Origin of the sequence: Pseudoalteromonas sp. Of7M-16 (assembly GCF_022347805.1) — a bacterium.
Classification (GTDB): Bacteria; Pseudomonadota; Gammaproteobacteria; order Enterobacterales; family Alteromonadaceae; genus Pseudoalteromonas; species Pseudoalteromonas luteoviolacea_F.
In genome coordinates this window covers 38,082-59,007 of the sequence record NZ_JAKRFY010000001.1, presented here as the reverse complement: position 1 = coordinate 59,007, position 20,926 = coordinate 38,082, and the positions used below count along the sequence as shown (strand labels likewise).

Annotated in this window: 20 protein-coding genes; 15 read left to right on the top strand and 5 right to left on the bottom strand. The window is 43.6% G+C overall.

Annotated features, from left to right (window positions below; genetic code table 11):
- Positions 1–5 precede the first annotated feature (5 nt).
- The 6 genes from ispG to MHN81_RS00285 all read left to right on the top strand — a co-directional run bounded on the left by ispG (position 6) and on the right by MHN81_RS00285 (position 6,456).
- Positions 6–1,127 (top strand): flavodoxin-dependent (E)-4-hydroxy-3-methylbut-2-enyl-diphosphate synthase, encoded by a 1,122-nt coding sequence (gene ispG, locus MHN81_RS00310; protein WP_023399886.1) that lies wholly within the window; start codon positions 6–8, stop codon positions 1,125–1,127.
- A gap of 143 nt (positions 1,128–1,270) precedes the next feature.
- Positions 1,271–2,548, top strand: a complete 1,278-nt coding sequence (hisS, locus tag MHN81_RS00305; protein ID WP_239424751.1) for a histidine--tRNA ligase — start codon at positions 1,271–1,273, stop codon at positions 2,546–2,548.
- A 9-nt stretch (positions 2,549–2,557) separates the two neighbouring features.
- Positions 2,558–3,172 (top strand): tetratricopeptide repeat protein, encoded by a 615-nt coding sequence (locus tag MHN81_RS00300; RefSeq protein WP_239424750.1) that lies wholly within the window; start codon positions 2,558–2,560, stop codon positions 3,170–3,172.
- Positions 3,173–3,181: 9 nt separating this feature from the next.
- On the top strand, positions 3,182–4,357 hold the full coding sequence (gene bamB, locus MHN81_RS00295) for an outer membrane protein assembly factor BamB (protein ID WP_239424749.1): 1,176 nt from the start codon (positions 3,182–3,184) through the stop codon (positions 4,355–4,357).
- 73 nt (positions 4,358–4,430) lie between these two features.
- Positions 4,431–5,903: a ribosome biogenesis GTPase Der gene (der, locus tag MHN81_RS00290; protein ID WP_023399890.1), complete on the top strand. Its 1,473-nt coding sequence runs from the start codon at positions 4,431–4,433 to the stop codon at positions 5,901–5,903.
- A gap of 163 nt (positions 5,904–6,066) precedes the next feature.
- A complete protein-coding gene (locus MHN81_RS00285; protein WP_239424748.1) occupies positions 6,067–6,456 on the top strand; it encodes a VOC family protein in 390 nt (129 codons plus the stop codon).
- Here the strand turns inward: MHN81_RS00285 and MHN81_RS00280 are convergent.
- The 4 genes from MHN81_RS00280 to MHN81_RS00265 form a co-directional block, all read right to left on the bottom strand.
- A complete protein-coding gene (locus tag MHN81_RS00280; protein WP_036976436.1) occupies positions 6,433–6,783 on the bottom strand; it encodes a DUF2750 domain-containing protein in 351 nt (116 codons plus the stop codon). The genes MHN81_RS00285 and MHN81_RS00280 overlap by 24 nt on opposite strands.
- A gap of 19 nt (positions 6,784–6,802) precedes the next feature.
- The gene (locus MHN81_RS00275) at positions 6,803–7,381 is read right to left on the bottom strand and encodes a glutathione S-transferase N-terminal domain-containing protein (protein ID WP_023399893.1); all 579 of its coding nucleotides are present in this window, start codon (positions 7,379–7,381) and stop codon (positions 6,803–6,805) included.
- A gap of 152 nt (positions 7,382–7,533) precedes the next feature.
- A complete protein-coding gene (locus tag MHN81_RS00270) occupies positions 7,534–7,815 on the bottom strand; it encodes a peptidylprolyl isomerase (protein ID WP_023399894.1) in 282 nt (93 codons plus the stop codon).
- Positions 7,816–7,886: 71 nt separating this feature from the next.
- Positions 7,887–8,420: a glutathione peroxidase gene (locus tag MHN81_RS00265; RefSeq protein ID WP_023399895.1), complete on the bottom strand. Its 534-nt coding sequence runs from the start codon at positions 8,418–8,420 to the stop codon at positions 7,887–7,889.
- Positions 8,421–8,764: 344 nt separating this feature from the next.
- On the opposite strand from MHN81_RS00265, the gene MHN81_RS00260 reads away from it, so the two are divergent.
- Together MHN81_RS00260 and MHN81_RS00255 are read left to right on the top strand one after the other, a co-directional pair.
- Entirely contained in the window at positions 8,765–10,717 is a 1,953-nt protein-coding gene (locus MHN81_RS00260; RefSeq protein ID WP_023399896.1) for an ATP-binding protein, read from the top strand.
- Positions 10,718–10,773: 56 nt separating this feature from the next.
- A complete protein-coding gene (locus MHN81_RS00255) occupies positions 10,774–11,907 on the top strand; it encodes a response regulator (RefSeq protein WP_239424747.1) in 1,134 nt (377 codons plus the stop codon).
- Positions 11,908–11,925: 18 nt separating this feature from the next.
- On the opposite strand, the gene queG is transcribed toward MHN81_RS00255, so the two are convergent.
- Positions 11,926–13,095, bottom strand: coding sequence for a tRNA epoxyqueuosine(34) reductase QueG (gene queG, locus MHN81_RS00250; protein ID WP_239424746.1), 1,170 nt, complete (start codon positions 13,093–13,095; stop codon positions 11,926–11,928).
- Between queG and MHN81_RS00245 the strand changes: the two genes are divergently transcribed.
- The 7 genes from MHN81_RS00245 (at position 13,075) to hflX (ending at position 20,849) form a co-directional block, all read left to right on the top strand.
- Positions 13,075–14,553, top strand: coding sequence for a bifunctional ADP-dependent NAD(P)H-hydrate dehydratase/NAD(P)H-hydrate epimerase (locus tag MHN81_RS00245; protein ID WP_023399899.1), 1,479 nt, complete (start codon positions 13,075–13,077; stop codon positions 14,551–14,553). The genes queG and MHN81_RS00245 overlap by 21 nt on opposite strands.
- A complete protein-coding gene (tsaE, locus tag MHN81_RS00240) occupies positions 14,550–15,026 on the top strand; it encodes a tRNA (adenosine(37)-N6)-threonylcarbamoyltransferase complex ATPase subunit type 1 TsaE (RefSeq protein WP_023399900.1) in 477 nt (158 codons plus the stop codon). The genes MHN81_RS00245 and tsaE overlap by 4 nt, the downstream gene beginning before the upstream one ends.
- Complete coding sequence (locus MHN81_RS00235) at positions 15,019–16,359, top strand: N-acetylmuramoyl-L-alanine amidase (protein ID WP_023399901.1); 1,341 nt, start codon at positions 15,019–15,021, stop codon at positions 16,357–16,359. Before tsaE ends, MHN81_RS00235 begins: the two co-directional genes overlap by 8 nt.
- Positions 16,360–16,361: 2 nt before the next feature.
- Complete coding sequence (mutL, locus tag MHN81_RS00230; RefSeq protein WP_023399902.1) at positions 16,362–18,278, top strand: DNA mismatch repair endonuclease MutL; 1,917 nt, start codon at positions 16,362–16,364, stop codon at positions 18,276–18,278.
- A 28-nt stretch (positions 18,279–18,306) separates the two neighbouring features.
- Positions 18,307–19,197: a tRNA (adenosine(37)-N6)-dimethylallyltransferase MiaA gene (gene miaA, locus MHN81_RS00225; protein WP_023399903.1), complete on the top strand. Its 891-nt coding sequence runs from the start codon at positions 18,307–18,309 to the stop codon at positions 19,195–19,197.
- A gap of 77 nt (positions 19,198–19,274) precedes the next feature.
- Positions 19,275–19,538: an RNA chaperone Hfq gene (hfq, locus tag MHN81_RS00220; protein WP_023399904.1), complete on the top strand. Its 264-nt coding sequence runs from the start codon at positions 19,275–19,277 to the stop codon at positions 19,536–19,538.
- A 21-nt stretch (positions 19,539–19,559) separates the two neighbouring features.
- A complete protein-coding gene (gene hflX, locus MHN81_RS00215; protein WP_023399905.1) occupies positions 19,560–20,849 on the top strand; it encodes a ribosome rescue GTPase HflX in 1,290 nt (429 codons plus the stop codon).
- The last annotated feature ends 77 nt before the right edge of the window (positions 20,850–20,926 follow it).

Genomic DNA, 20,926 nt, shown 5'->3' with positions numbered 1-20,926 from the left:
TCGTCATGTTTTCAGAATCTCCTATAAAACGCAGAAAATCCACACGTATTAACGTTGGTAATGTCCCGATTGGTGATGGCGCTCCAATTGCTGTTCAGTCAATGACAAATACCGACACATTAGATGTAGATGCAACCGTCGCACAAATTCAGGCTATTCAAGATGCCGGTGCAGACATTGTTCGTGTATCCGTTCCGACAATGGATGCAGCTGAAGCATTTAAGAGTATTAAAGAGCAAGTTGATATTCCGCTGGTTGCGGATATCCATTTTGACTACCGTATCGCCTTAAAAGTGGCGCAATATGGTGTTGACTGTCTACGCATAAACCCGGGTAATATCGGCAGCGAAGATAGGATCAGAGCCGTTGTTGATGCTGCTCAGGAGCGTGATATCCCGATTCGAATCGGTGTAAATGGAGGCTCATTGGAGCGCGATTTACAAGAAAAGTATGGCGAACCGACACCGGAAGCATTACTTGAATCAGCCATGCGTCACGTAGAGATTTTGCAAAGATTAAACTTCGACAAGTTTAAAGTATCTGTAAAAGCATCAGATGTATTTTTAGCTGTTGGTGCGTACCGTTTACTTGCCAAAGAGATTGATCAGCCACTGCATTTAGGTATCACAGAGGCCGGTGGTTTTAGAGCTGGCTCTGTAAAATCAGCAGTTGGTCTGGGTATGCTACTGGCTGAAGGTATCGGCGATACATTGCGTGTGTCACTGGCGGCTGATCCTGTTCAGGAAATTAAAGTCGGTTTTGATATCTTAAAGTCGTTACGGATCCGCTCTCGTGGTATTAATTTTATTGCTTGCCCAAGCTGTTCAAGGCAAGAGTTTGACGTAGTCAACACCATGAACCAGCTAGAAGAAAGACTGGAAGACATCATTTCACCTGTCACAGTATCGGTGATAGGCTGTGTGGTTAATGGTCCGGGTGAAGCTCTGGTGAGTGATCTCGGTTTAGCTGGGGCAAATCGCCGTTCAGGCCTGTATATTAATGGTGAGCGTCAAAAGACCCGAATAGATAATGACAACATTGTTGAGCAGTTAGAAGAGCAAGTACGCGAGTATGTTGCTAAAAAAGAAGCTCAGCCGAGTATTGATGTCAAAATTATCGAAGAGTAAGCCTTTTAGAGGCTGAATTTATTTCGTTTACGTTTTAATCGAGCAGGGTATAATAGACGCATTTTATCGTACCGTATTCAGGGTTTTGTTATATCCTGCACTCGTAATTTAATGAAAAGAATAGTTTAAAGTTAGGAATTTCAGTGGCAAAGCAAATTAAGGCAATTCGTGGCATGAAAGATTGCCTGCCGGGCACGACTCAAATCTGGCAAAAAATTGAAGGGACTTTAAGAGACACAATGGGTGCGTTCGGCTATCAGGAAATTCGTTTTCCGGTTGTTGAATCAACAGATCTGTTTAAGCGCTCAATCGGTGAAGTAACCGATATTGTTGAAAAAGAAATGTACACTTTTGAAGATCGTAATGGCGACACTTTAACTCTGCGTCCAGAAGGAACAGCAGTATGCGTAAGAGCTGGCGTTGAAGGTGGCTTGCTTTACAACCAAGAGCAAAGACTTTGGTATATGGGCCCTATGTTTCGTCGTGAACGCCCGCAAAAAGGCCGTTATCGCCAATTTCACCAATTTGGTGTAGAGACTTTCGGTATCGCGACTGCTGATATTGACGCTGAAGTAATCATTTTGACAGCACGTCTTTGGAAGTCGTTTGGGATTTCAGATCATGTGCGATTAGAACTTAACTCTTTGGGCTCTAATGAAGCGCGCGCAGCCTATAAAGAGGTGTTGGTTGCTTATTTAGAGCAGCATAAAGATAAATTAGACGAAGACTCTTTACGCCGCATGTACACCAACCCACTGCGTGTTTTAGATAGCAAAAACCCAGATGTACAGGCTGTTGTTGCGGATGCGCCGAAGCTTTCTGAACACCTAGATGAAGAGTCTGTACAACATTTTGCAAATTTATGTGAACGTTTGGACGCGGCTGGCGTCGAATATCAGGTAAATGAGAACTTGGTACGTGGTTTAGATTATTATAACCGCACTGTATTTGAGTGGGTTACTGATAGTCTAGGTGCGCAAGGCACCGTATGTGCAGGTGGGCGCTACGATGGGTTGGTAGAACAACTAGGTGGCAAAGGCACACCTGCGGTCGGCTTTGCAATGGGTATGGAGCGTTTAGTATTACTACTAGAAGAGCTCAATAGCGTTGGTGACATTCGTCGCAATGTAGATGTGTATGTTGCAGCGATGGGTGATGTTGCTAGTATCAAAGCGCCAGCGATTGCAGAGCAGTTGCGTGACGCGGTACCAGGGCTACGTGTTCAAGTACACGCAGGTGGCGGCAACTTTAAAAAACAACTGAAACGTGCTGATAACAGCGGTGCGGTTGTTGCGCTGATTTTTGGTGAAGATGAAATCACGAATGATACTGTAACAATTAAGTATTTACGTGAACAAAAAGAACAATTGACCTTACCTATGGCTGAAGCTCACACTACTTTAGCCGAGTTGGTAGGGTAAGAGGTTAGAATGGAAATTTATTCAACAGAAGAACAACAAGCTGAAGCAATAAAGAATTTTTTTAGAGAAAACGGGACTTCATTAATTATTGGTGCTGTTTTAGGTCTAGGTGGTTTGTATGGCTGGAAAGCGTATAACCAAAATCAAATTTCAACAGCTGAAGCAAGTTCAGAAGCATATAATACACTGATTGAAAGTGGTGAAGTGTTGTCAAAAAGCGATGCCTTTATGGCAGACAATGCGGATTCTAATTACTCAGTGTTGGCAGCATTTGTTGCGGCTAGAGAAGCAGTTGAAGCCGGTGAATTAGAACAAGCAGCAACTAAGTTAACCTTTGTTGCTGATACAGTAAAAAGCCCAGAGTTAAAAGCAACTGCACTGTTACGTTTAGCGCGTGTGCAGGCTTCTCAGGGTAATTATGATCAAGCTTTGAGCACTTTGTCGCAACCAATGCCAGCAGGATTTACTGCACAAGTGGCAGAAGTGAAAGGGGATATTTATTTATCTCAAGGCGAAAAAAATAAAGCTCGAGAGCAATATCAAGCTGCAATAGATGCAGATGGCGCAAAAAATAATGCGTTGCTGCAGATTAAATTGGATGACTTGGCAATCGCATCGAACTAAGGAGTAGCCATGAAGAAGTTGGCAATGGCCTCACTGGCATTGTGTATGGCGTCGTTAATGGGTTGTTCATCAAGTGACGATGAAGAGGAGTTAGTGCTCCCTGAAATCGTCAATCAATTTGAACCACAAACAGTTTGGCAAGAGTCGCTAGGTGATGGTGTCGAACACTATTTCTCGCGCTTGACACCGACTGCACACGATAATCGAATTTTTGCAGCGGAGCGAAAAGGCTTGGTTGCTGCATACAGTGCGGAAGATGGCGAGCAACTGTGGGAAATTGACACCCGAAAAGATACCTCAATCTGGCCGTGGGCAGACGATGACTCGGCAAAGTTATCCGGGGGTATTTTGCAGGCGTATGGCAAGATATATATCGGTTCTGAACATGGTGAAGTTATCGCGCTGGATCGTGAAAGCGGCGACGTTGTATGGCGCAAGTCTGTACCCGGTGAAGCTTTGTCTTCTCCCAGTGCTGGTGACGGTTTAGTTTATGTCAACTTAGGTTCTGGCAAATTACTTGCGTTGCACCCTGATACAGGTGAAGAGCGTTGGAGTTATGAGCAAGAAGTTCCGGCTTTAACACTTCGAGGGTTAAGCTCACCAACGTCTGCAAATGGCGGCGTTTTGATCGGTGAAGAAAGTGGCAAGCTTAGTGTGCTTATCGCTGAAAGTGGATTTACAGCTTGGAGCGCCGATGTTGCACTTGCAGAAGGTGCCTCTGAGTTTGAGCGCTTGGTCGATGTTGATACAAAACCTGTGGTATCCGGTGCGTACGTTTACACGATAGCGTATAATGGCAAACTTGCAGCCATTGATGTGCGTAATGGTAGCGTTGTATGGGATCGTGAATATAGCAGTTATCGCGATTTGGCCATTGAACTAAATACGATTTACTTGGTAGATAGTGATGGCGTGCTCTATGCTCTAGATAAAGACTCTGGAACAGAGCGCTGGAGCCAAGCTGGCCTAAGAGGTTGGTACTTAACGGCACCTGCTGTTGCTGGTAATTATGTTGTTGTTGGTGATCAGGAAGGTAACCTGCACTGGCTTGATAAACAAACTGGTGATTTAGTTTCTCGTCAAGAGTTTGATAGTTCGGGCTTTTTTGTTGAACCCATCGTAGTCGATGATAAGTTGATCGTATACACCCGTGATGGTGAGATCAGTGCGATAAGAATCCCTTAATCATCACTGACGTAAAGGTTTTTGTAAGGCTTCGCACTGCGAAGCCTTTTGTTGTTTAAAGAAGAGGTAGTCTATGCTTCCTGTGATCGCTCTGGTAGGGCGACCAAATGTGGGGAAATCCACATTATTTAATCGTTTAACGCGTACACGAGACGCACTTGTCGCCGATTTTCCGGGTCTAACTCGCGACCGTAAATATGGTCAGGCTGACTATGATGGCTATGAGTTCATTGTTGTAGATACAGGTGGTATCGACGGCAGTGAAGAGGGCATCGAAACGGAAATGGCTGAGCAGTCGCTACTGGCGATTGAAGAAGCGGACATTGTATTGTTCTTGGTGGATGCGCGCGCAGGTATGACAGCTGCGGATCAAGCCATTGCGCAGCACTTAAGGAAGCAAGAAAAAAAGAGTTTCATTGTTGCAAATAAGACTGACGGCATAGACGCTGATTCAAGCTGCGCGGAGTTTTACCAATTAGCACTGGGTGATATTCATCAAATCGCAGCAGCGCATGGCCGTGGTGTGACTCAATTACTTGATGCAACACTGAGCCCCATCATTTCTGAACTTGCTCAGCAAGATGACGAAATTGCACAAGATGATGACAGTATTGCCGAGCTTTACCTTGAAGGTGAGGAAGCACCTGAAGAAGGAAAAACAGGATTTGAAGACAAGCCTGTTAAGCTGGCAATTATTGGTCGCCCTAATGTAGGAAAGTCAACGCTAACAAACCGCATTTTAGGCGAAGAGCGTGTGATTGTTTATGATATGCCTGGCACGACGCGCGATTCAATTTATATTCCGATGACCCGCAATGAGCGAGAGTACGTTTTAATTGATACGGCAGGTGTACGTAAGCGTAAAAAAGTCAGTGATGTGGTTGAGAAGTTCTCGGTTATTAAGACCTTAAAAGCGATTGAAGATGCCAACGTTATCTTGTTAGTTGTTGATGCGCGTGAGGGGATTTCTGACCAAGACTTAAGCCTGCTGGGCTTTGCTTTGAACTCTGGCCGTTCACTGGTTATAGCTGTGAATAAGTGGGATGGGTTGGATAATTACGTGAAAGAGAGGATTAAGTCTGAGCTGGATCGTCGTTTAGGCTTTATTGACTTTGCCCGTTTACACTTTATTTCTGCGCTGCACGGTACAGGTGTTGGCCATTTGTTTGAGTCAGTTGATGAAGCATATGAATCTGCAACGAAGCGTGTCAGCACCGCAATGCTGAGACGTATCATGGATATGGCACAAGCAGATCACCAGCCGCCACTAGTGCGTGGTAGACGTGTGAAACTAAAATATGCGCATGCCGGTGGTTACAATCCCCCAAGGATTGTTATTCATGGCAACCAAGTGCATGACTTACCGGATAGCTACAAACGCTACCTGATGAACTATTATCGTAAGGCGCTCAATATTATGGGGACGCCGATAAAAATTGAGTTCAGAGAGGGTGATAACCCGTATTCAGGCCGAACTAATAAAATGACGTTGTCACAAAAACGCAAACTCAGAGCGTTTACTAAAGAGCAACGGAACAAAACATAAAAAATGGCGCGTAAAGCGCCATTTTTTTGCTATTTGCCTTATTAAATTTTGTAAAATATATTTTTTACATGCAACAGGCGGTAGGTATTGATTTGTGAGCTAGCCTTTACGCTGCTCATTAATTATGCTTTATTAGTATAAATTTGTTTAACTTATTGTTGTGATGCATTTTCTTAAAACAGTCATTTATGTAGATGATGTCGAAGAAGTCTTAGATTTTTATTATCAAGCTTTTGGGTTGAGTGCTCACTCAGTAACAGAGAATGGTGATTATGGTGAGTTAGACACCGGAACAGTCCTGCTGGCTTTTGCAACACACCCAGTTGCGCAATCCCAATTCAAGCAAACTTATATTCGCTCTCAGCCAAAGCAGCCAGCTTTGGGATTTGAATTGACACTTGGTTGTGAGAATGTGTCTAGCAGTTATGATAAAGCCGTTGCAGCGGGGGCTGAGCCTCTGTGTGCTCCATGCCAAAAAGGCGTACATATACAGGCATATGTACGCGCGATAGAGGGGACGCTAATTGCGTTAGTCAGCGAGAGCACGAGCTAGACTGACAGGCTCGATTTCAATACATACGTTATCGTTATTCCAGTTGATACCAACCAGTGCACTGTCATCCCTTAAGTCTTCTACCCACTCATCTAGGAAAGTATCTAGACCAATTTCAATAGGTTTAAACTCTTCCCACTCGTCTTTGCACTGCTCTTGCGCTGCGGATTCGTCGCTCCAGAGTAGTAACACGTCTGATTCTTCAAACTGATTGGATTCCACAATCACAAAACCGCCATCTTCCGCACCCAGTGCCCATAACTGTTCACTTTGTTTCACAACGGTGACAAAGTTGACTACTTCTGACTCTAATTCAAGATCATTCATATTATTTACCAGTATAAAATTAACTGCGCGGATCCGTTGCTTGAGCATGTTTGTTGTCTTGCCAGTTCTCTAGATGATTTAACAGCCCTTCGTGATTGTTAATATCGGCTAGATTTCTGAATCGGATCCAGTCTAACAGGCAGTATAAACTGATCTGCAAATACTCGCAGTTCAAAAATACATCTGTTGTGCATTGTCTATCTAAATAGGTCAATGTTTCAGTTATACGTTCGCGTTGTAAATTAAAAAACAACACATCCGCTTTTGTATCAAACCCTGAACGCTCGCCTAGTAGTATCTCGACCAGTGAATCGTTGCAGGCATTGATGGTTGTTAGTAAGTTTTCCTGCTGCCAGTTTAAATGGGGTAATGAGTACTTTGTTTGCAAGTATCTGGCTATGACATTGGAATCACATACAGTGTTTTCCCCACAGATTAAAAAGGGAATTTTACGCGCGGGATTGTGCTTGATAAGAGTTTCACGCTCTTCAGGGTTAAATATATCAATGGCCTTATAATCTACTGTAAGATTATGCATTGCGCAGTATATTCTTAATCTTCTGACATAGGGTGATGTATTGGAGCCATATAAAATCAAAGTGTGTTCCCTCATTGGTTTTAGTGACTATGAGTGTAGCATGTCATCAGCTGAATTTAAGAGTGTAATGTTTGGATGTACTAGAAGCGTATTAGACTTGAAAGGGTTGGAAATTAGGGTAGTAGACAATATAACTCCTACCCTAGGTGATGTTAATCTTGTCGACTTGTGACTTCTAACAGATGATAGCCAAACTGTGTTTGTACAGGCCCTTGAACTTCGTTTAGTGGTGCAGAAAATACAACCTTATCGAATTCAGGTACCATCATGCCAGGTCCAAATTCTCCAAGTGCACCACCGTCTTGTCCAGAAGGACAATTGGAAAACTCTTTGGCTAGATCCGCAAAGTCTTCTCCACTTGCGATACGTTGCTTAAGCTCCAAGCATTGCGCCTCGCTGTCTACTAAAATATGTCTTGCACTTGCTAATGTCATCTTCTCTCCATGCCTTGCCTGATTTTTATTCATACCTTATTCTAATGCAAAAGTGGTAAAAGCGCATGCTTTTACCTGATTTGCTTTTCAATTGCTTTCGCGAGCTCTTCTGACAATGGTTTTGTGCGGCTGCCAAAACGCTGTATTGTTTTTCTATCTGCAGAGACAAGATATTTATAAAAATTCCATTTTGGAGAGCCTGCTTGTTCACCTAAATGTTTAAAAACGGGGTTGGCATCACTGCCTCGAACAGGGCTTGTTGCAAGCATGGTAAAGGTAACGCCGTAGTTTACAAAGCATACCTTAGCGGTGTCTGCTTCATCGTTTTCTTCTTGGAAAAAATCATCAGATGGGAAGCCCAGCACTACAAGACCCTTATCTTTGTACTGTTGATGTAACGCTTCAAGATCTTTAAATTGCCCGGTGAAGCCACAATTACTAGCGGTATTTACAATGAGTAACGGCTTATTTTTAAACTGGCATAAATTGACAGTGTCTTTTGAGCGCAGTTTTCTCAGTTCGACAGCGGTAAAGTCATCGCATTGAGCAAATGCAAGTGGGCTGCTTAGAGCGAATATAAGGCTTAAAATTGTCTTTTTTAACATGGTGAATTCCGTTGTTTATTGTTTTTACGTGTGTCGAAAGAAATAGTTCATCTTGTGTTAGCAATTTAGCGATAGCTAAATAAGAATACGTTCACTGTACCAACAATTTTGGTGCAATCTAATGGAGCTACACGCCTTTTTACACAATAGAGATTATCACAAATTTGATAAAGAGTGATTGCCCCAAAGTCTGCGACAATAAATTGATAGCGCCTGATTGATGTCGACATACAGCTCTTGTACACGATAGTTTTTTTAGCGTAAAAGTCCCTTCTTTTTGATTCGTGCAATGATTGTTATAAATTGAACTACACTAAGCTGTACCATGGAAAAAGGGTATAACTATGACAAATAAAGTATTGATCATAGACAGCAATAGTGTTTTAGCTATGCGTATTAAAGTGCTGTTCGAGTTACTGGGCAGTGAAGTGGAACACATACATTACGAAACACTGGATAATCAAACTTGTTTCGCTCACTTTGATGTTATTGCTATTGCTCACGGGATCCCGCCTGAGTATTTTGAAATTTTAGATGTGCTGAGTCAGCATGAGAAAATCATCTTGTTGGCCCCAAAACCAGAAAACTCTGAACACCTGAGTGCCTTTAGCCAGTTAAACCGTGTACTGTCAAATGCAATTGTGATTTACCCATTTTTTGGCAATAAAGAAATTACAGGTTTGCTAGAACGAGTAATGGAAATTGGTGAGCAGGCACAATTGCTGCTGCCAAAAGTGTTATTGGTTGACCATATTCCTTCACGGCTCAAGCAATTGTCGGTGAGCCTCACTGGTGCGCAATTGGATGTGAAAACTGCGAGTAATGCACATGAAGCGGGGTTGTTAGCGAAAGAGCATAGCTTTGATTTGCTTATCTGTGATTTTAACTTGCAAGAAGAAACGGGACTGGACGTTTTTGAACAAGTTAGAAGTTACCATATTAATTGTCGTTGTTTATTAATGACATCAAGAGAGAGTCAAGTTGATACATTAAAAGCAATCCGACAGGGAGTGGAAGATGTTCTGACAAAGCCCGTTGATGAGAATGCGCTATTGCAATCGTTACATAAACTCTGGCAAACAGAGCTGTTGAGGCGGCACAATCAAGAGCTGGTTGAGCGTTTGCAAGACACAGTCGATGCATTGATCGAGCGTGATAGCTTACTGCGGGTCATTTATAAACACACTCCAGATCCGATTATGCTGTTTAACTTAAAAGGGTTTGTAATTGAAGCGAATGATGCCTGTTTAAATCTGTTTGGCCTCAATGCAGAGCAGCTTGAATCCCACTCTATTTTTAATTTATTTGAGCGTCAGTCTGTAGAGGCTTTAAAAAACCGGATTGAAGCCGGTTTGATGGCAAGGCATTTTGACTGTGACTTGGTTCTGCCTAGGCCCGATGGGCTCTCAATTCCTTTAATGGGTACGTTTATTGAAATTGACCATCACGGAGAAATAGGGCTGGCGGCGATTTTCAAAAACGTCGCGCATCTGAAGCGTAAACAGCAGTTACTAGAAGAAGCCAAAGAAGTGTTAGAGGCGGAAGTTCAAGCAAGAACCGCACAACTTCAATCTGCAAAAGAGGCAGCTGAACGCGCGAATATCAGTAAATCAGAGTTTTTAGCAAATATGTCCCATGAATTGCGCACTCCAATGCATTCTATTTTGAGCTTCGCGCGCTTTGGTCTTGATAAGCTGGCCGCGAATGAAGCGCCAATTGAAAAGCTCACCAAGTATTTATCAAGGATCGAAACCAGTGGTGAAAGGTTGCTTCTACTGCTCAATAATTTACTCGACTTGTCGAAATTAGATGCTGGGCGCTTCCCTTTTAATCCCAGTGTTCATAATTTCACCGCCATTCTCGCGGAGGGAGTGGAGGATGTATCCGGATTAGCGATGAAAAAGTGCATTTCTATTAATTTGCATGCACAAGAAAGTGGGATCGAGATTTTATGCGATAGAGACCAAATGGTACAAGTGGTTAGAAACCTATTGGGTAATGCGCTTAAATTCAGTCCGGAAAACAGTCAGGTGCAGGTTTATCTTTCCAGCACTGTGGATACTTTAAACCTGACGATTTGTGATCAAGGAGTTGGTATTCCTAAAGATGAGTTGGAACACATATTTGATAAATTTGCACAAAGCAGCAAAACCAATAGCGGAGCAGGGGGAACAGGCTTAGGCCTTGCTATTTGCAAAGAGTTTGTTCTGTTACATAAAGGGTGTATTTATGCGCGAAATGGCGATAGTGGTGGCGCTGAGTTCGTCATTGAATTGCCCTACAATCAAGGTAACTAGCGACAAGTTAAATCCCCGACTATAACTATATGGAAAGAGCACAAGGAATTTAAATCATGGCACTACAACGAATTTTAGCAGTGGACGATGAACCATTTAACCTCGAAATCATTGAAGAAATTTTAGAAGATCTAGACTTTGAAATCATGACTGCAACCAGCGGGCATGAGTGTCTGGAAGTTGTTGAGTCCTTTGACCCCCAAGTGATTCTACTGGATGTTAGCATGCCCCAGATGAGTGGCTATGAAGTGTGCAGAGAAATCAAGGCCAACCCCAAATTACAGCATATTATAGTTATGTTTGTATCGGCGCGAGGGTCTGTTGAAGAGCGTATGGAGGGGTACTCTGTTGGCGCCGAAGACTATATTGTAAAACCGTTTGGTCACAGTGAACTAAAAGCAAAACTGTTGCATTTAGGGCAGATGTTATTAGAAAAAGATATTCTAGAGCAGCAAATAGAAGATGCGACAACCACTGCATTTAGCGCGATGGCGACAAGTAGTGAAATGGGCCAAATTGTCAATTTTGTTGAGCAAGTGGGTAATATTCAAGATGTGTCCGAGCTTGCAAATGCGCTGATCAGCTGTCTCGCCAATTTTGGTTTGAGCTGCAATATTGAAATGCGGGTCAGTGGTGAAAGGCAGCACTTTGCTTCTACCGGCTTGTGTTCACCAATTGTGATGGAGCTGTTTGAAATTTTACATTCAAAGGGGCGACTGCATGAGTTTACAAATAGAATACTGGTTAACTACGAGCTGCTAAGCGTACTCATCCTCAATATGCCGTCCGAAGATCCAGATAAACACGGCCGCATTCGTGATCATATATGTTTTATCGTGAGTGTGACAGAGCAACAGTTGTTATCGATTTTGACCAAAGACACTTTGATAAATCAACAGCGAGAGCTAAACGGGGCAATTAAAACCATCCATAGCAAATTTTCCGGTTTGCTATCTATGCTCAACAACAACCGTTCGCAAAACGAAGCAATATTTAAACGCCTTCAAGAGTTGTTTGAATCACGCATTCCTTCAATGGGGTTAGATGAAGATCAAGAGGTGTTTATTTTTACGCATATTGATGAAGCAATTCAGAGTTCTGTAGCGAGAGAGGAGGCAATCGCTCAAGTGAAGGAAGCGTTTGCCGAAATAGAGCATGACCTGTGTACACTCACGCGAGATGAACCTTAACGATAGAATTGAAGCTTACTAAGCATCTCGTGGTAAGCCTTTTTCTACAATCCGTATTAGTCGAGCTTTTTTCCGCTCGTCGTGTTGCTTTTTGTGTTGCTGTGCCAGTGCCCATTGAATGTGCTCTTGCACTAATTCACTAACAAGGTGTCGTTTGTTGTTAAGTGCTTCGACAATCTGCTCGTCATAGTTTGCGTTGCCAAGTCCTACAGCAAGGTTGCGTAGCCATCGCTCGTGACCTATACGTCGAATAGGGCTTCCTTCCGTATTTTTTAAAAATGTACTCTCATCCCACGCAAATAGTTCAAGCAGCTCTCTGTCTTTTAGGGTTTTTCGAGGGTGAAAATCAGCTTCTTCGGTTAGCTGGCCGAAGCGATTCCAAGGGCAGACGAGTTGGCAGTCATCGCAGCCATAGATGCGATTGCCCAATAAGGGGCGGAATTCTTCCGGGATCGCACCTTGTAATTCAATGGTGAGGTATGAAATGCAGCGTCTTGCATCGACGACATAGGGTTCAACAATTGCGCCTGTTGGGCACAAACTGATACAGGCGTTGCACTTGCCACACCCTTCCTCAACCTTGTTGTTGTCCGGAGGCAGTGGTAAGTCGACAAAAAGCTCGCCAAGAAAAAACCAAGAACCAGCTTGTTTATGAATGAGTAAACTGTTTTTTCCTCGCCAGCCAAGGCCCGCCTTTTCGGCAATTTGTCGTTCTAACACGGGCGCTGAGTCAACAAATGGACGAAACCCATATTGGCCTACTTCTTGTTCGATCCTTTGACCTAATTTTTTTAACCGGTTTCGCAGCACTTTGTGATAATCACGACCCAAGGCATAGCGGCTTATATAGGCTGTTGTATTATTTTTAAGTGCTCGAGCAAAGCTAGCATCCGGCGGAAGGTAGTTCATTTTTACTGATACGATGCTTTTGGTACCAGGGACCAGCTCTGCGGGTCGTGCTCGTTTCATACCGTGTGCAGCCATATACTCCATTTCACCGTGATAGCCTAAATCAAGCCATCGCTGGAGTTGTTTTTCATGTTCACTCAGGTCTATATCGGTGATCCCGACCTCTGCAAATCCTAATTCTTTTCCCCAGCACTTAATTTTTTCGGCAAGTTCAGTATAGTTAATAGTAGGTATGGCTTTATTCACGGACTGTCTATTTTGCAAGGTCAATACACGCATAATTTACCACAAATTGCTTATTGCGCCCAAGAAGTAAAGCTGCATGAAGAACAAGCAGCATTAAATTCGGGTACAACGCTCAGTGAGCTGATGCAGCGAGCTGGTCACGCTTTATTTGAACTTGTACGCAATAAAGCGGTTAAAAATATTTTGATTTTCACCGGTAAAGGGAACAATGCTGGTGACGGGTTTATGCTTGCCAAGCGTTGCTTGCATGCGCAAATTAATGTCACTGTGTGCGCACTGTTTGAACCCTCCTTGCTCAAAGGAGACGCGGGGGAAGCCTATCAACTGTTTTGTCGAAGCGGAGGGCATGTCGTTGCACTGCGCTCATGTATAGGCCGAGACTTTGATGCAATCGTTGATGCCGTATTTGGGACCGGATTTAGAGGGGAGCTACCCGATCCAGTCAAAGAGGCGTTTAACCATTTCAAATCCAGTAAAGCTTGGAAACTGGCTGTCGATATTCCCAGTGGTGTAAATGGCTCGACTGCAGAAGTAGCGCCGGACAGCTTTGATGCGGATTCAACGTTGACTTTTATTGCATTAAAGCAGGGGATGCTCACGGGAAGCGCTGCAAGTTTATGTGGTGAATTACTGTTGGCGGATTTAGGTATAGCTCAAGCATTCGGCGAGTTATCTCATACTAACTGCTGTTACCCGGGGGGGAAGTACCTACACTCTCTAAAGCCAGTACGAAGCGCAGATAGTTATAAAAATCAGTGTGGTCACGTTTTATTGGTCGGCGGAGGAAAAGGGATGGCCGGAGCAATTCGGTTGGCTGCTGAAGCGTGTCTGCGTACCGGTGCTGGCTTGGTGAGTGTGGCAACTCACCCTGACAATCAAGCTGCTGTGTTGAATGGGCGATATGAATTAATGGTCCATGGCGTTTCTTTACCTAAAGAGTTAGATACCTTACTTGATAAAGCGGATGTGGTTGTAATTGGTCCAGGACTTGGCCAAGATGCTTGGGCAAAAAAAATGTATGCTGCGGTTAAAAACTTCACGGGGTTGGTGGTTTGTGATGCGGATGGCTTGAACTTACTTGCGCAGTCTCACCTTCCATGGCATCGTGCAATATTAACTCCCCATTTTGGGGAAGCTCGGCGTTTGCTAGGTAATACCACGCTAAATATGTCAAAACGCTTTGACATGGCGGAACAATTGAGCAAGGAATATGCAGCTTGTATTGTTCTCAAAGGGCCTGGAAGTTTAATTGTTGATGGCAAACGAATAAATATTAACCGCTCAGGGTGTTCTGCAATGGCCAGTGCTGGGATGGGTGATGTATTATCTGGTATAATCGCGGGTTTATTAGCACAGGGCCTCAGTCGTTATGAAGCGGCGACGCTTGGTGTGTATATTCATGGCCTTGCAGCAGAGCAAGCCGCTCGCGATGGGCATCTTGGCATGCTTGCGAGTGATTTATTTGACCATATTAGAGGTATTATGGGATGAGCCAAAACAGTACTTTAACGCTTTCTCTTAGTGATGAAGAAGCAACCGTCGATCTTGGGCGCAGGCTTGCCTCTTCGATTATCGAGGGCGCCGTATTTTATATGCACGGTGATTTAGGTGCTGGTAAAACCACGATGACTCGGGGCATTGTGCAAGGGTTAGGGCATGCAGGTAACGTGAAGAGCCCAACTTATACACTGGTGGAACCGTACGAGTTACCTTCAAAATCGGTTTACCATTTTGATTTATATCGACTTGGTGATCCTGAAGAGCTTGAGTTTATGGGGATCCGAGATTACTTTGCTGCAAATGCTGTGTGCATTGTAGAGTGGCCAGAAAAGGGCGAAGGATTTATTCCTAACCCAGACATTGATATTTATCTAGCTTATGAGGGTGATGCAAGAACGGTTACGCTCAAAGCGCATAGTGAACGTGGAATACAAGTATTATTAGCTATCAGTAGTTATGCGTAGCGTACATATCAAATATATTCATTTTATAACTATGTGTGTGCTGCTGATGTTCGCAGCACAAACAGTTGCTAAAAATACCATTAAAAATGTGCGCATTAGCCCATCAGCAGAAAGTACTCGGGTGGTATTCGATCTCACTAAAAAGCCCGATTTTAGTTACTTTGTGCTGCAAAAGCCTTTGCGTTTAGTGGTCGATTTTGAAAATACTAAACGCCTACCCAGATTACCAGCGATCCCCAAAAGCCATCGTGTTATCAATAAAATGCGCTACAGTACACCTAAAAAGCGTACTAGCACTCGGGTCGTTTTCGAATTGAATCGACCTACAAAGCCCGTTATTTTTGCACTGGCTCCGACAGGTAAAAGTTCTGATCGCTTGGTGGTTGATCTCTATGGTCAAAAAAAGCCAGTTGCAACCAAGTCTGCTAGTAAGAAGCGCAATGTAAAGCGTGACCGCGATATTATTATCGCCATAGATGCGGGACATGGCGGTCAAGATCCCGGGTCTATAGGACCAACGGGTACGTACGAGAAGCACATTACACTGCAAATAGCTAAAAGACTTGAACGTTTGATTAATAAGCAGCCGGGAATGAAAGCACAGCTTACACGTTCAGGTGATTATTTTCTTAAGTTAAACACCCGTACCGCAAAGGCGAGAAAAAAGCGTGCAGACTTCTTTGTTTCAATTCATGCTGATGCGTTTTCTAGCCCACGGCCCAGAGGCGCCTCAGTATGGACTTTGTCGCTGCGCCGCGCTAACTCTGAAATTGGTAAATGGTTAGAGAACAGAGAAAAGCAATCACAATTATTAGGTGGTGCTGCCGGGGTGCTCAAGGACACTGAAAATGAAAAATATCTAGCAAAAACCCTGTTAGATATGTCTATGGATCATTCCATGAAAACAGGTTTTCAAGTTGCGGAGCAAGTCGTGGGAGAGCTGCAAAAAGTTGCTAAATTACATAAAAAAAGACCACAAGCAGCAAATTTTGGTGTACTGAAATCGCCAGATATTCCCTCTATTCTTGTCGAGACCGGGTTCATTTCTAATCCGCAAGAAGAGAAACAGCTGAAAACTGCGTATCATCAACAGCGATTGGCCAATGCTGTTTTTGTTGCGATTAAGCGGTATTATCAAAAGAATCCGCCTGATGACTCTTTATTCGCACGGTTAAAAGAAAAGAAACCGTTACATCACAAGGTTAGGAGAGGCGAGTCACTAAGTGTGTTGGCTGCCAGATATGGTACAACGGTGTCAGCTTTAAAGCGGGCTAATAGATTGAAAAATAATATTTTACATATCGGTCAAGTGTTGACGATTCCAAAGGCGTAAAAATGGCAATTGAAATCTTACCAGCGCGGTTAGCTAACCAAATCGCAGCTGGTGAAGTGGTCGAGCGACCAGCTTCTGTTGTAAAAGAACTGGTAGAAAACAGCATTGACGCTGGGGCTAACCGGATTCAAATAGAGATTGAACGCGGCGGACACAAGCTGATCCGTATTCGAGACAATGGGTCTGGAATTAATAAAGATGAGTTAGCTTTGGCCCTATCTCGGCATGCCACCAGTAAACTTAAGAACTTAGATGACCTTGAAGCAATTGCGTCATTGGGTTTTAGAGGGGAGGCATTGGCCTCAATAAGCTCGGTTTCGAGGTTAACGCTTAGCTCGAAACCGGCGTCTCAAGATACTGCGTGGCAAGCTTGCGCAGAGGGGCGTGATATGGCGGTACAAGTTCAGCCGACGGCACACCCTGATGGAACCACAATCGAAGTCAAAGATTTATTTTTTAATACGCCAGCACGAAGAAAGTTTCTACGCACTGAAAAAACTGAGTTTAGCCATATTGATGAACTTGTGAAAAGGATAGCGCTAAGTCGGTTTGATGTTGCAATCACGTTGACCCACAATCAAAAAGTAGTGCGACAATATCGTGCAAAACAAGATTCTCGCAGCATTGAGCGAGTGGCGCAGGTTGCAGGTAAAGTATTTCAACGCGAGGCCAGTTTCATAGAATCTGGGTATGAAGGTTTAGAGTTGTATGGCTGGGTGCTACCTATTGGCAGTAATACCCAACCACAGTATACCTATGTAAACGGTCGAATGATGCGTGACAAGTTGATCTTGCATGCGATTAGACAGGCTTTCGAAGAGGCGACAGGGAGTCAAGAGACTCCTGGATTTGTGATTTATTTAGAGTTGGACCCTAGGCAAGTGGACGTGAACGTTCACCCCGCCAAACACGAGGTCAGATTTCATCAAGCGCGGCTGGTTCATGACTTTATTGTGCAGGCAATCAAACAAGTTGTTGAACCCAGCTCAGTGCAATTACCATATGCCGAACACGTGACCCAGATTGAACCTGAGTTGGAAATGGATAGACCAGATACTTCGCAAAGCCAAGGGGGGTTGCATCAATCATACAGGACTCCGCTTCGCCAAGAGCGTGCTCAAGTAGCAGAACCTAGTTTATTTAGTGACCGACAATCTAATTCTGATTATCATAGCAGCACTCCTCCCTCAGGTAGAATTAACCAACCCAGTAGTTCAGCTTCTAGAATAAGCAGCGGTTCAGTGTCAGGTCATAAAAAGCAGGTTAATGTAAATCAGCTTTATCAAGCGTTCACAGCCGAGGCCCCAGAACGTCCTGTAAAACATTCGCCATCAGAACATAATACTTCTCAAAAAGAATCTGACACCGTTCAGGAGGTTGAGCAAACTCAGTGGATGGCATTGCCTGAAGGCGCAATTTTATTACAAAGTGACGAAGGGTTAATGCTCTCCCATGGCAGAGAGGGGCTCTGCGCTATGTGGCTGGAGCAAATAGAAACTGATGGCACGTTATTGGGCAAAGCATTGCTACTCCCAGTGCGTGTTAGTCACACTAAAGAAGAGTCGCAAGTATTAGAAAAAGTAAATTCTTGGCTGACGTTGTTAGGTTTCGAGCTGGTTTTTCAAGATGCGCATGTGATGGTTAAAAAGTTGCCTGTCAGTTTATACAGTTTAGATGTAGCCCAGTGTGTATCGCAATTGGTTGAAACCTGCTGTGAGCAGGCAAGTCAGGTAAACGAATTACATTTTTGGTTAGAGTGGTTGCTGAAAAATACCCCTTCAGGGTACTTCCGCTCACAGCATTTTGCTTTGGTTCGTGAAAAAATGCTAAAAAAACAGAAAAGCAGAGCAGCAATTACGGCAAAAGCCGTTAAAATAGACCCCAATTATATTTTAGATTTGTTACCAAAAGGGTATTAGTTTGCAGAATAAACCCGTTATTACGCTGATGGGGCCGACGGCTGCTGGTAAAACAGCCTTGGCCATTGAACTATGTAAGCATTTAGATACTGAGATTATCAGTGTTGATTCAGCGCTAGTATACAAAGGTATGGATGTTGGTACCGCTAAACCTGAACCCAGTGAGTTAGCACAAGCCCCTCATCACCTAATCGACTTGATCGACCCCATAGAAAGCTACTCGGTGGCAGATTTTCGTCGTGATGCGATTGCCCTGATTGATAAACTACACGCACAGGGCAAAATCCCGGTGTTGGTTGGCGGTACAATGATGTATTTCAAAGGGCTTATTGAGGGGTTATCGCCATTGCCAGAAGCCTCCGCACAGATTCGCTCTGAATTAGAGCGTGATGCTGCAGAGCAAGGGTGGCCGGCACTTCACGCTGAGCTGGCTAAAATTGACCCTGAGGCAGCTGAGAAAATAAGCGAAAATGATTCTCAGCGTATTAATCGGGCCTTAGAAGTGTATCGTATAACAGGCAAGCCCATGTCGTTATTGCAAAAGCAAAAACAACCAGAGCTACCTTATACTTTTTACCAATTTGCGATTGCACCTAGCGATCGTAAAGTATTACATGAAAGAATCGAGAAAAGATTTAAAATAATGCTTGATCAAGGGTTTAAAAACGAAGTTTTGACCCTATATAATCGAGATGATTTACATCCTGATTTGCCTTCAATCCGCTGTGTTGGATATCGGCAAATGTGGGAGCATTTAAGCGGTGAATGCGATTACGATGAAATGGTATTCAAAGGTATCGCCGCTACCAGACAACTTGCAAAGCGACAGTTGACCTGGCTTCGTAGTTGGCCAAATGTAACTTGGCTAGAGACCGGAGAGCAAGAAAACTTGCAACGAATTTTAAGTTCGCTAAGCTAATAGTAGTTGAACCGATAATTTGTTTTGTTTTATTCAACTAACTCAACATAATAACACCTAGAACGAAGGATAAGAAAATGGCAAAAGGCCAATCGTTACAAGACCCGTTTTTGAATGTCTTGCGTCGTGAGCGCATTCCAGTTTCAATTTTTTTAGTTAACGGCATCAAATTACAAGGCAAAATCCAGTCTTTTGACCAATTTGTAATTTTACTTGAAAATACAGTGAACCAGATGGTTTACAAACATGCTATCTCAACAGTTGTTCCTGCTAGAGCTGTCAATTTCCAAAATACACAAGGAAATGAAGGCGCAGAACAAAGTGAAGATGGAAATTTTTAATAGATATTAGGAGCATATTGCTTGTTTGACCGTTATGAAGCCGGCGAACAGGCAGTCTTAGTGCACATAGAGTTTCCTAATGAAGGAGATCGTGAAGATCTGCAAGAATTGGAAATGCTAGTATCTTCTGCTGGTGTTAGTAGCGTGGCGGTTGTGCAAGGCAGCCGTCAGGCACCTCACCCCAAGCTATTTGTCGGTACGGGTAAAGCAGAAGAAATTGCCGAGATTGTCAGAACTTATAAAGCAGACGTCATTATATTTAATCACCAACTAAGTCCTTCTCAAGAAAGAAATTTAGAGCATATTTGTCGATGCCGTGTGCTAGATAGAACAACGCTTATCTTGGATATATTTGCTCAGCGAGCAAGAACGCACGAAGGTAAGTTGCAAGTTGAGTTGGCTCAGCTGAGGCATATTTCTACACGCTTGATTAGAGGGTGGACGCACTTAGAGAGGCAAAAGGGCGGGATAGGCCTGCGGGGCCCAGGTGAAACACAATTAGAAACGGACCGTCGACTACTCAGAGAACGTATAAAGAGTATTCGTAAAAGGCTGGATAAAGTCGCCGTTGTTCGAGAACAAGGACGCAGAGCGAGAAGCCGCAATGAAATACCGACAGTGTCACTAGTTGGTTATACGAATGCTGGCAAGTCCACGCTTTTCAACCGAATTACAAATTCCGATGTGTATGCAGCTGACCAACTGTTTGCAACGCTTGACCCGACGCTGCGTAAACTTGAAATTGATGATGTAGGCGCTGTAATACTGGCCGATACGGTTGGGTTTATCAGGCATTTACCTCATGATTTAGTCGCCGCATTTAAAGCGACACTGACAGAGACACGTGAAGCCGATTTGCAGCTTCATGTGGTAGATGTTGCAGATCAAAGAAGAAAAGAAAATATAGAACAGGTACAATCGGTCCTGGAAGAGATTGAGGCAGATGAAATTCCTCAACTGCTGGTCTACAACAAAATTGATTTAGTTGAGGAAATTCAACCTAAAATCGATAGAGACGAAAATGGTGTGCCGATTAGAGTATGGCTTTCAGCGCAAGCGAATGAAGGCATAGAGTTGCTCTCGCAAGCGATATCTGAATTGCTTGCGAAAAAGATGTTTTGTCATCAGCTCTTGGTGCCGCCTGCTTTTGGCAAGTTACGTGGAGCGTTGTTTAATCTCAATGCTGTTCATAGCGAGAGCTACGATGAGCTCGGCAACTGGTTACTTGATGTGAGGTTACCTCAAGCCGACTGGGAGCGACTGAAAAAAGAACAAGGGCCGGAAATAGAACGGTTTATTGCTCAAAATTGAAAAAAATACTAATTCGGCCTAATTCTCTATAAGAATGCGGCAATTTTTGTTAGATTTAATTTAATTCATTTTATAAC

Bases quoted from the DNA above. Each gene is read 5' to 3' on its own strand.
- MHN81_RS00270 (WP_023399894.1), bottom strand. From the start codon at position 7,815: ATGACATTAGCAAGTGCAAGACATATTTTAGTAGACAGCGAGGCGCAA.
- ispG (WP_023399886.1), top strand. From the start codon at position 6: ATGTTTTCAGAATCTCCTATAAAACGCAGAAAATCCACACGTATTAAC.
- der (WP_023399890.1), top strand. From the start codon at position 4,431: ATGCTTCCTGTGATCGCTCTGGTAGGGCGACCAAATGTGGGGAAATCC.
- bamB (WP_239424749.1), top strand. From the start codon at position 3,182: ATGAAGAAGTTGGCAATGGCCTCACTGGCATTGTGTATGGCGTCGTTA.
- MHN81_RS00285 (WP_239424748.1), top strand. From the start codon at position 6,067: ATGCATTTTCTTAAAACAGTCATTTATGTAGATGATGTCGAAGAAGTC.
- queG (WP_239424746.1), bottom strand. From the start codon at position 13,095: ATGCGTGTATTGACCTTGCAAAATAGACAGTCCGTGAATAAAGCCATA.
- MHN81_RS00260 (WP_023399896.1), top strand. From the start codon at position 8,765: ATGACAAATAAAGTATTGATCATAGACAGCAATAGTGTTTTAGCTATG.
- MHN81_RS00280 (WP_036976436.1), bottom strand. From the start codon at position 6,783: ATGAATGATCTTGAATTAGAGTCAGAAGTAGTCAACTTTGTCACCGTT.
- MHN81_RS00300 (WP_239424750.1), top strand. From the start codon at position 2,558: ATGGAAATTTATTCAACAGAAGAACAACAAGCTGAAGCAATAAAGAAT.
- mutL (WP_023399902.1), top strand. From the start codon at position 16,362: ATGGCAATTGAAATCTTACCAGCGCGGTTAGCTAACCAAATCGCAGCT.
- MHN81_RS00255 (WP_239424747.1), top strand. From the start codon at position 10,774: ATGGCACTACAACGAATTTTAGCAGTGGACGATGAACCATTTAACCTC.
- tsaE (WP_023399900.1), top strand. From the start codon at position 14,550: ATGAGCCAAAACAGTACTTTAACGCTTTCTCTTAGTGATGAAGAAGCA.
- miaA (WP_023399903.1), top strand. From the start codon at position 18,307: ATGGGGCCGACGGCTGCTGGTAAAACAGCCTTGGCCATTGAACTATGT.
- MHN81_RS00235 (WP_023399901.1), top strand. From the start codon at position 15,019: ATGCGTAGCGTACATATCAAATATATTCATTTTATAACTATGTGTGTG.
- hfq (WP_023399904.1), top strand. From the start codon at position 19,275: ATGGCAAAAGGCCAATCGTTACAAGACCCGTTTTTGAATGTCTTGCGT.
- MHN81_RS00265 (WP_023399895.1), bottom strand. From the start codon at position 8,420: ATGTTAAAAAAGACAATTTTAAGCCTTATATTCGCTCTAAGCAGCCCA.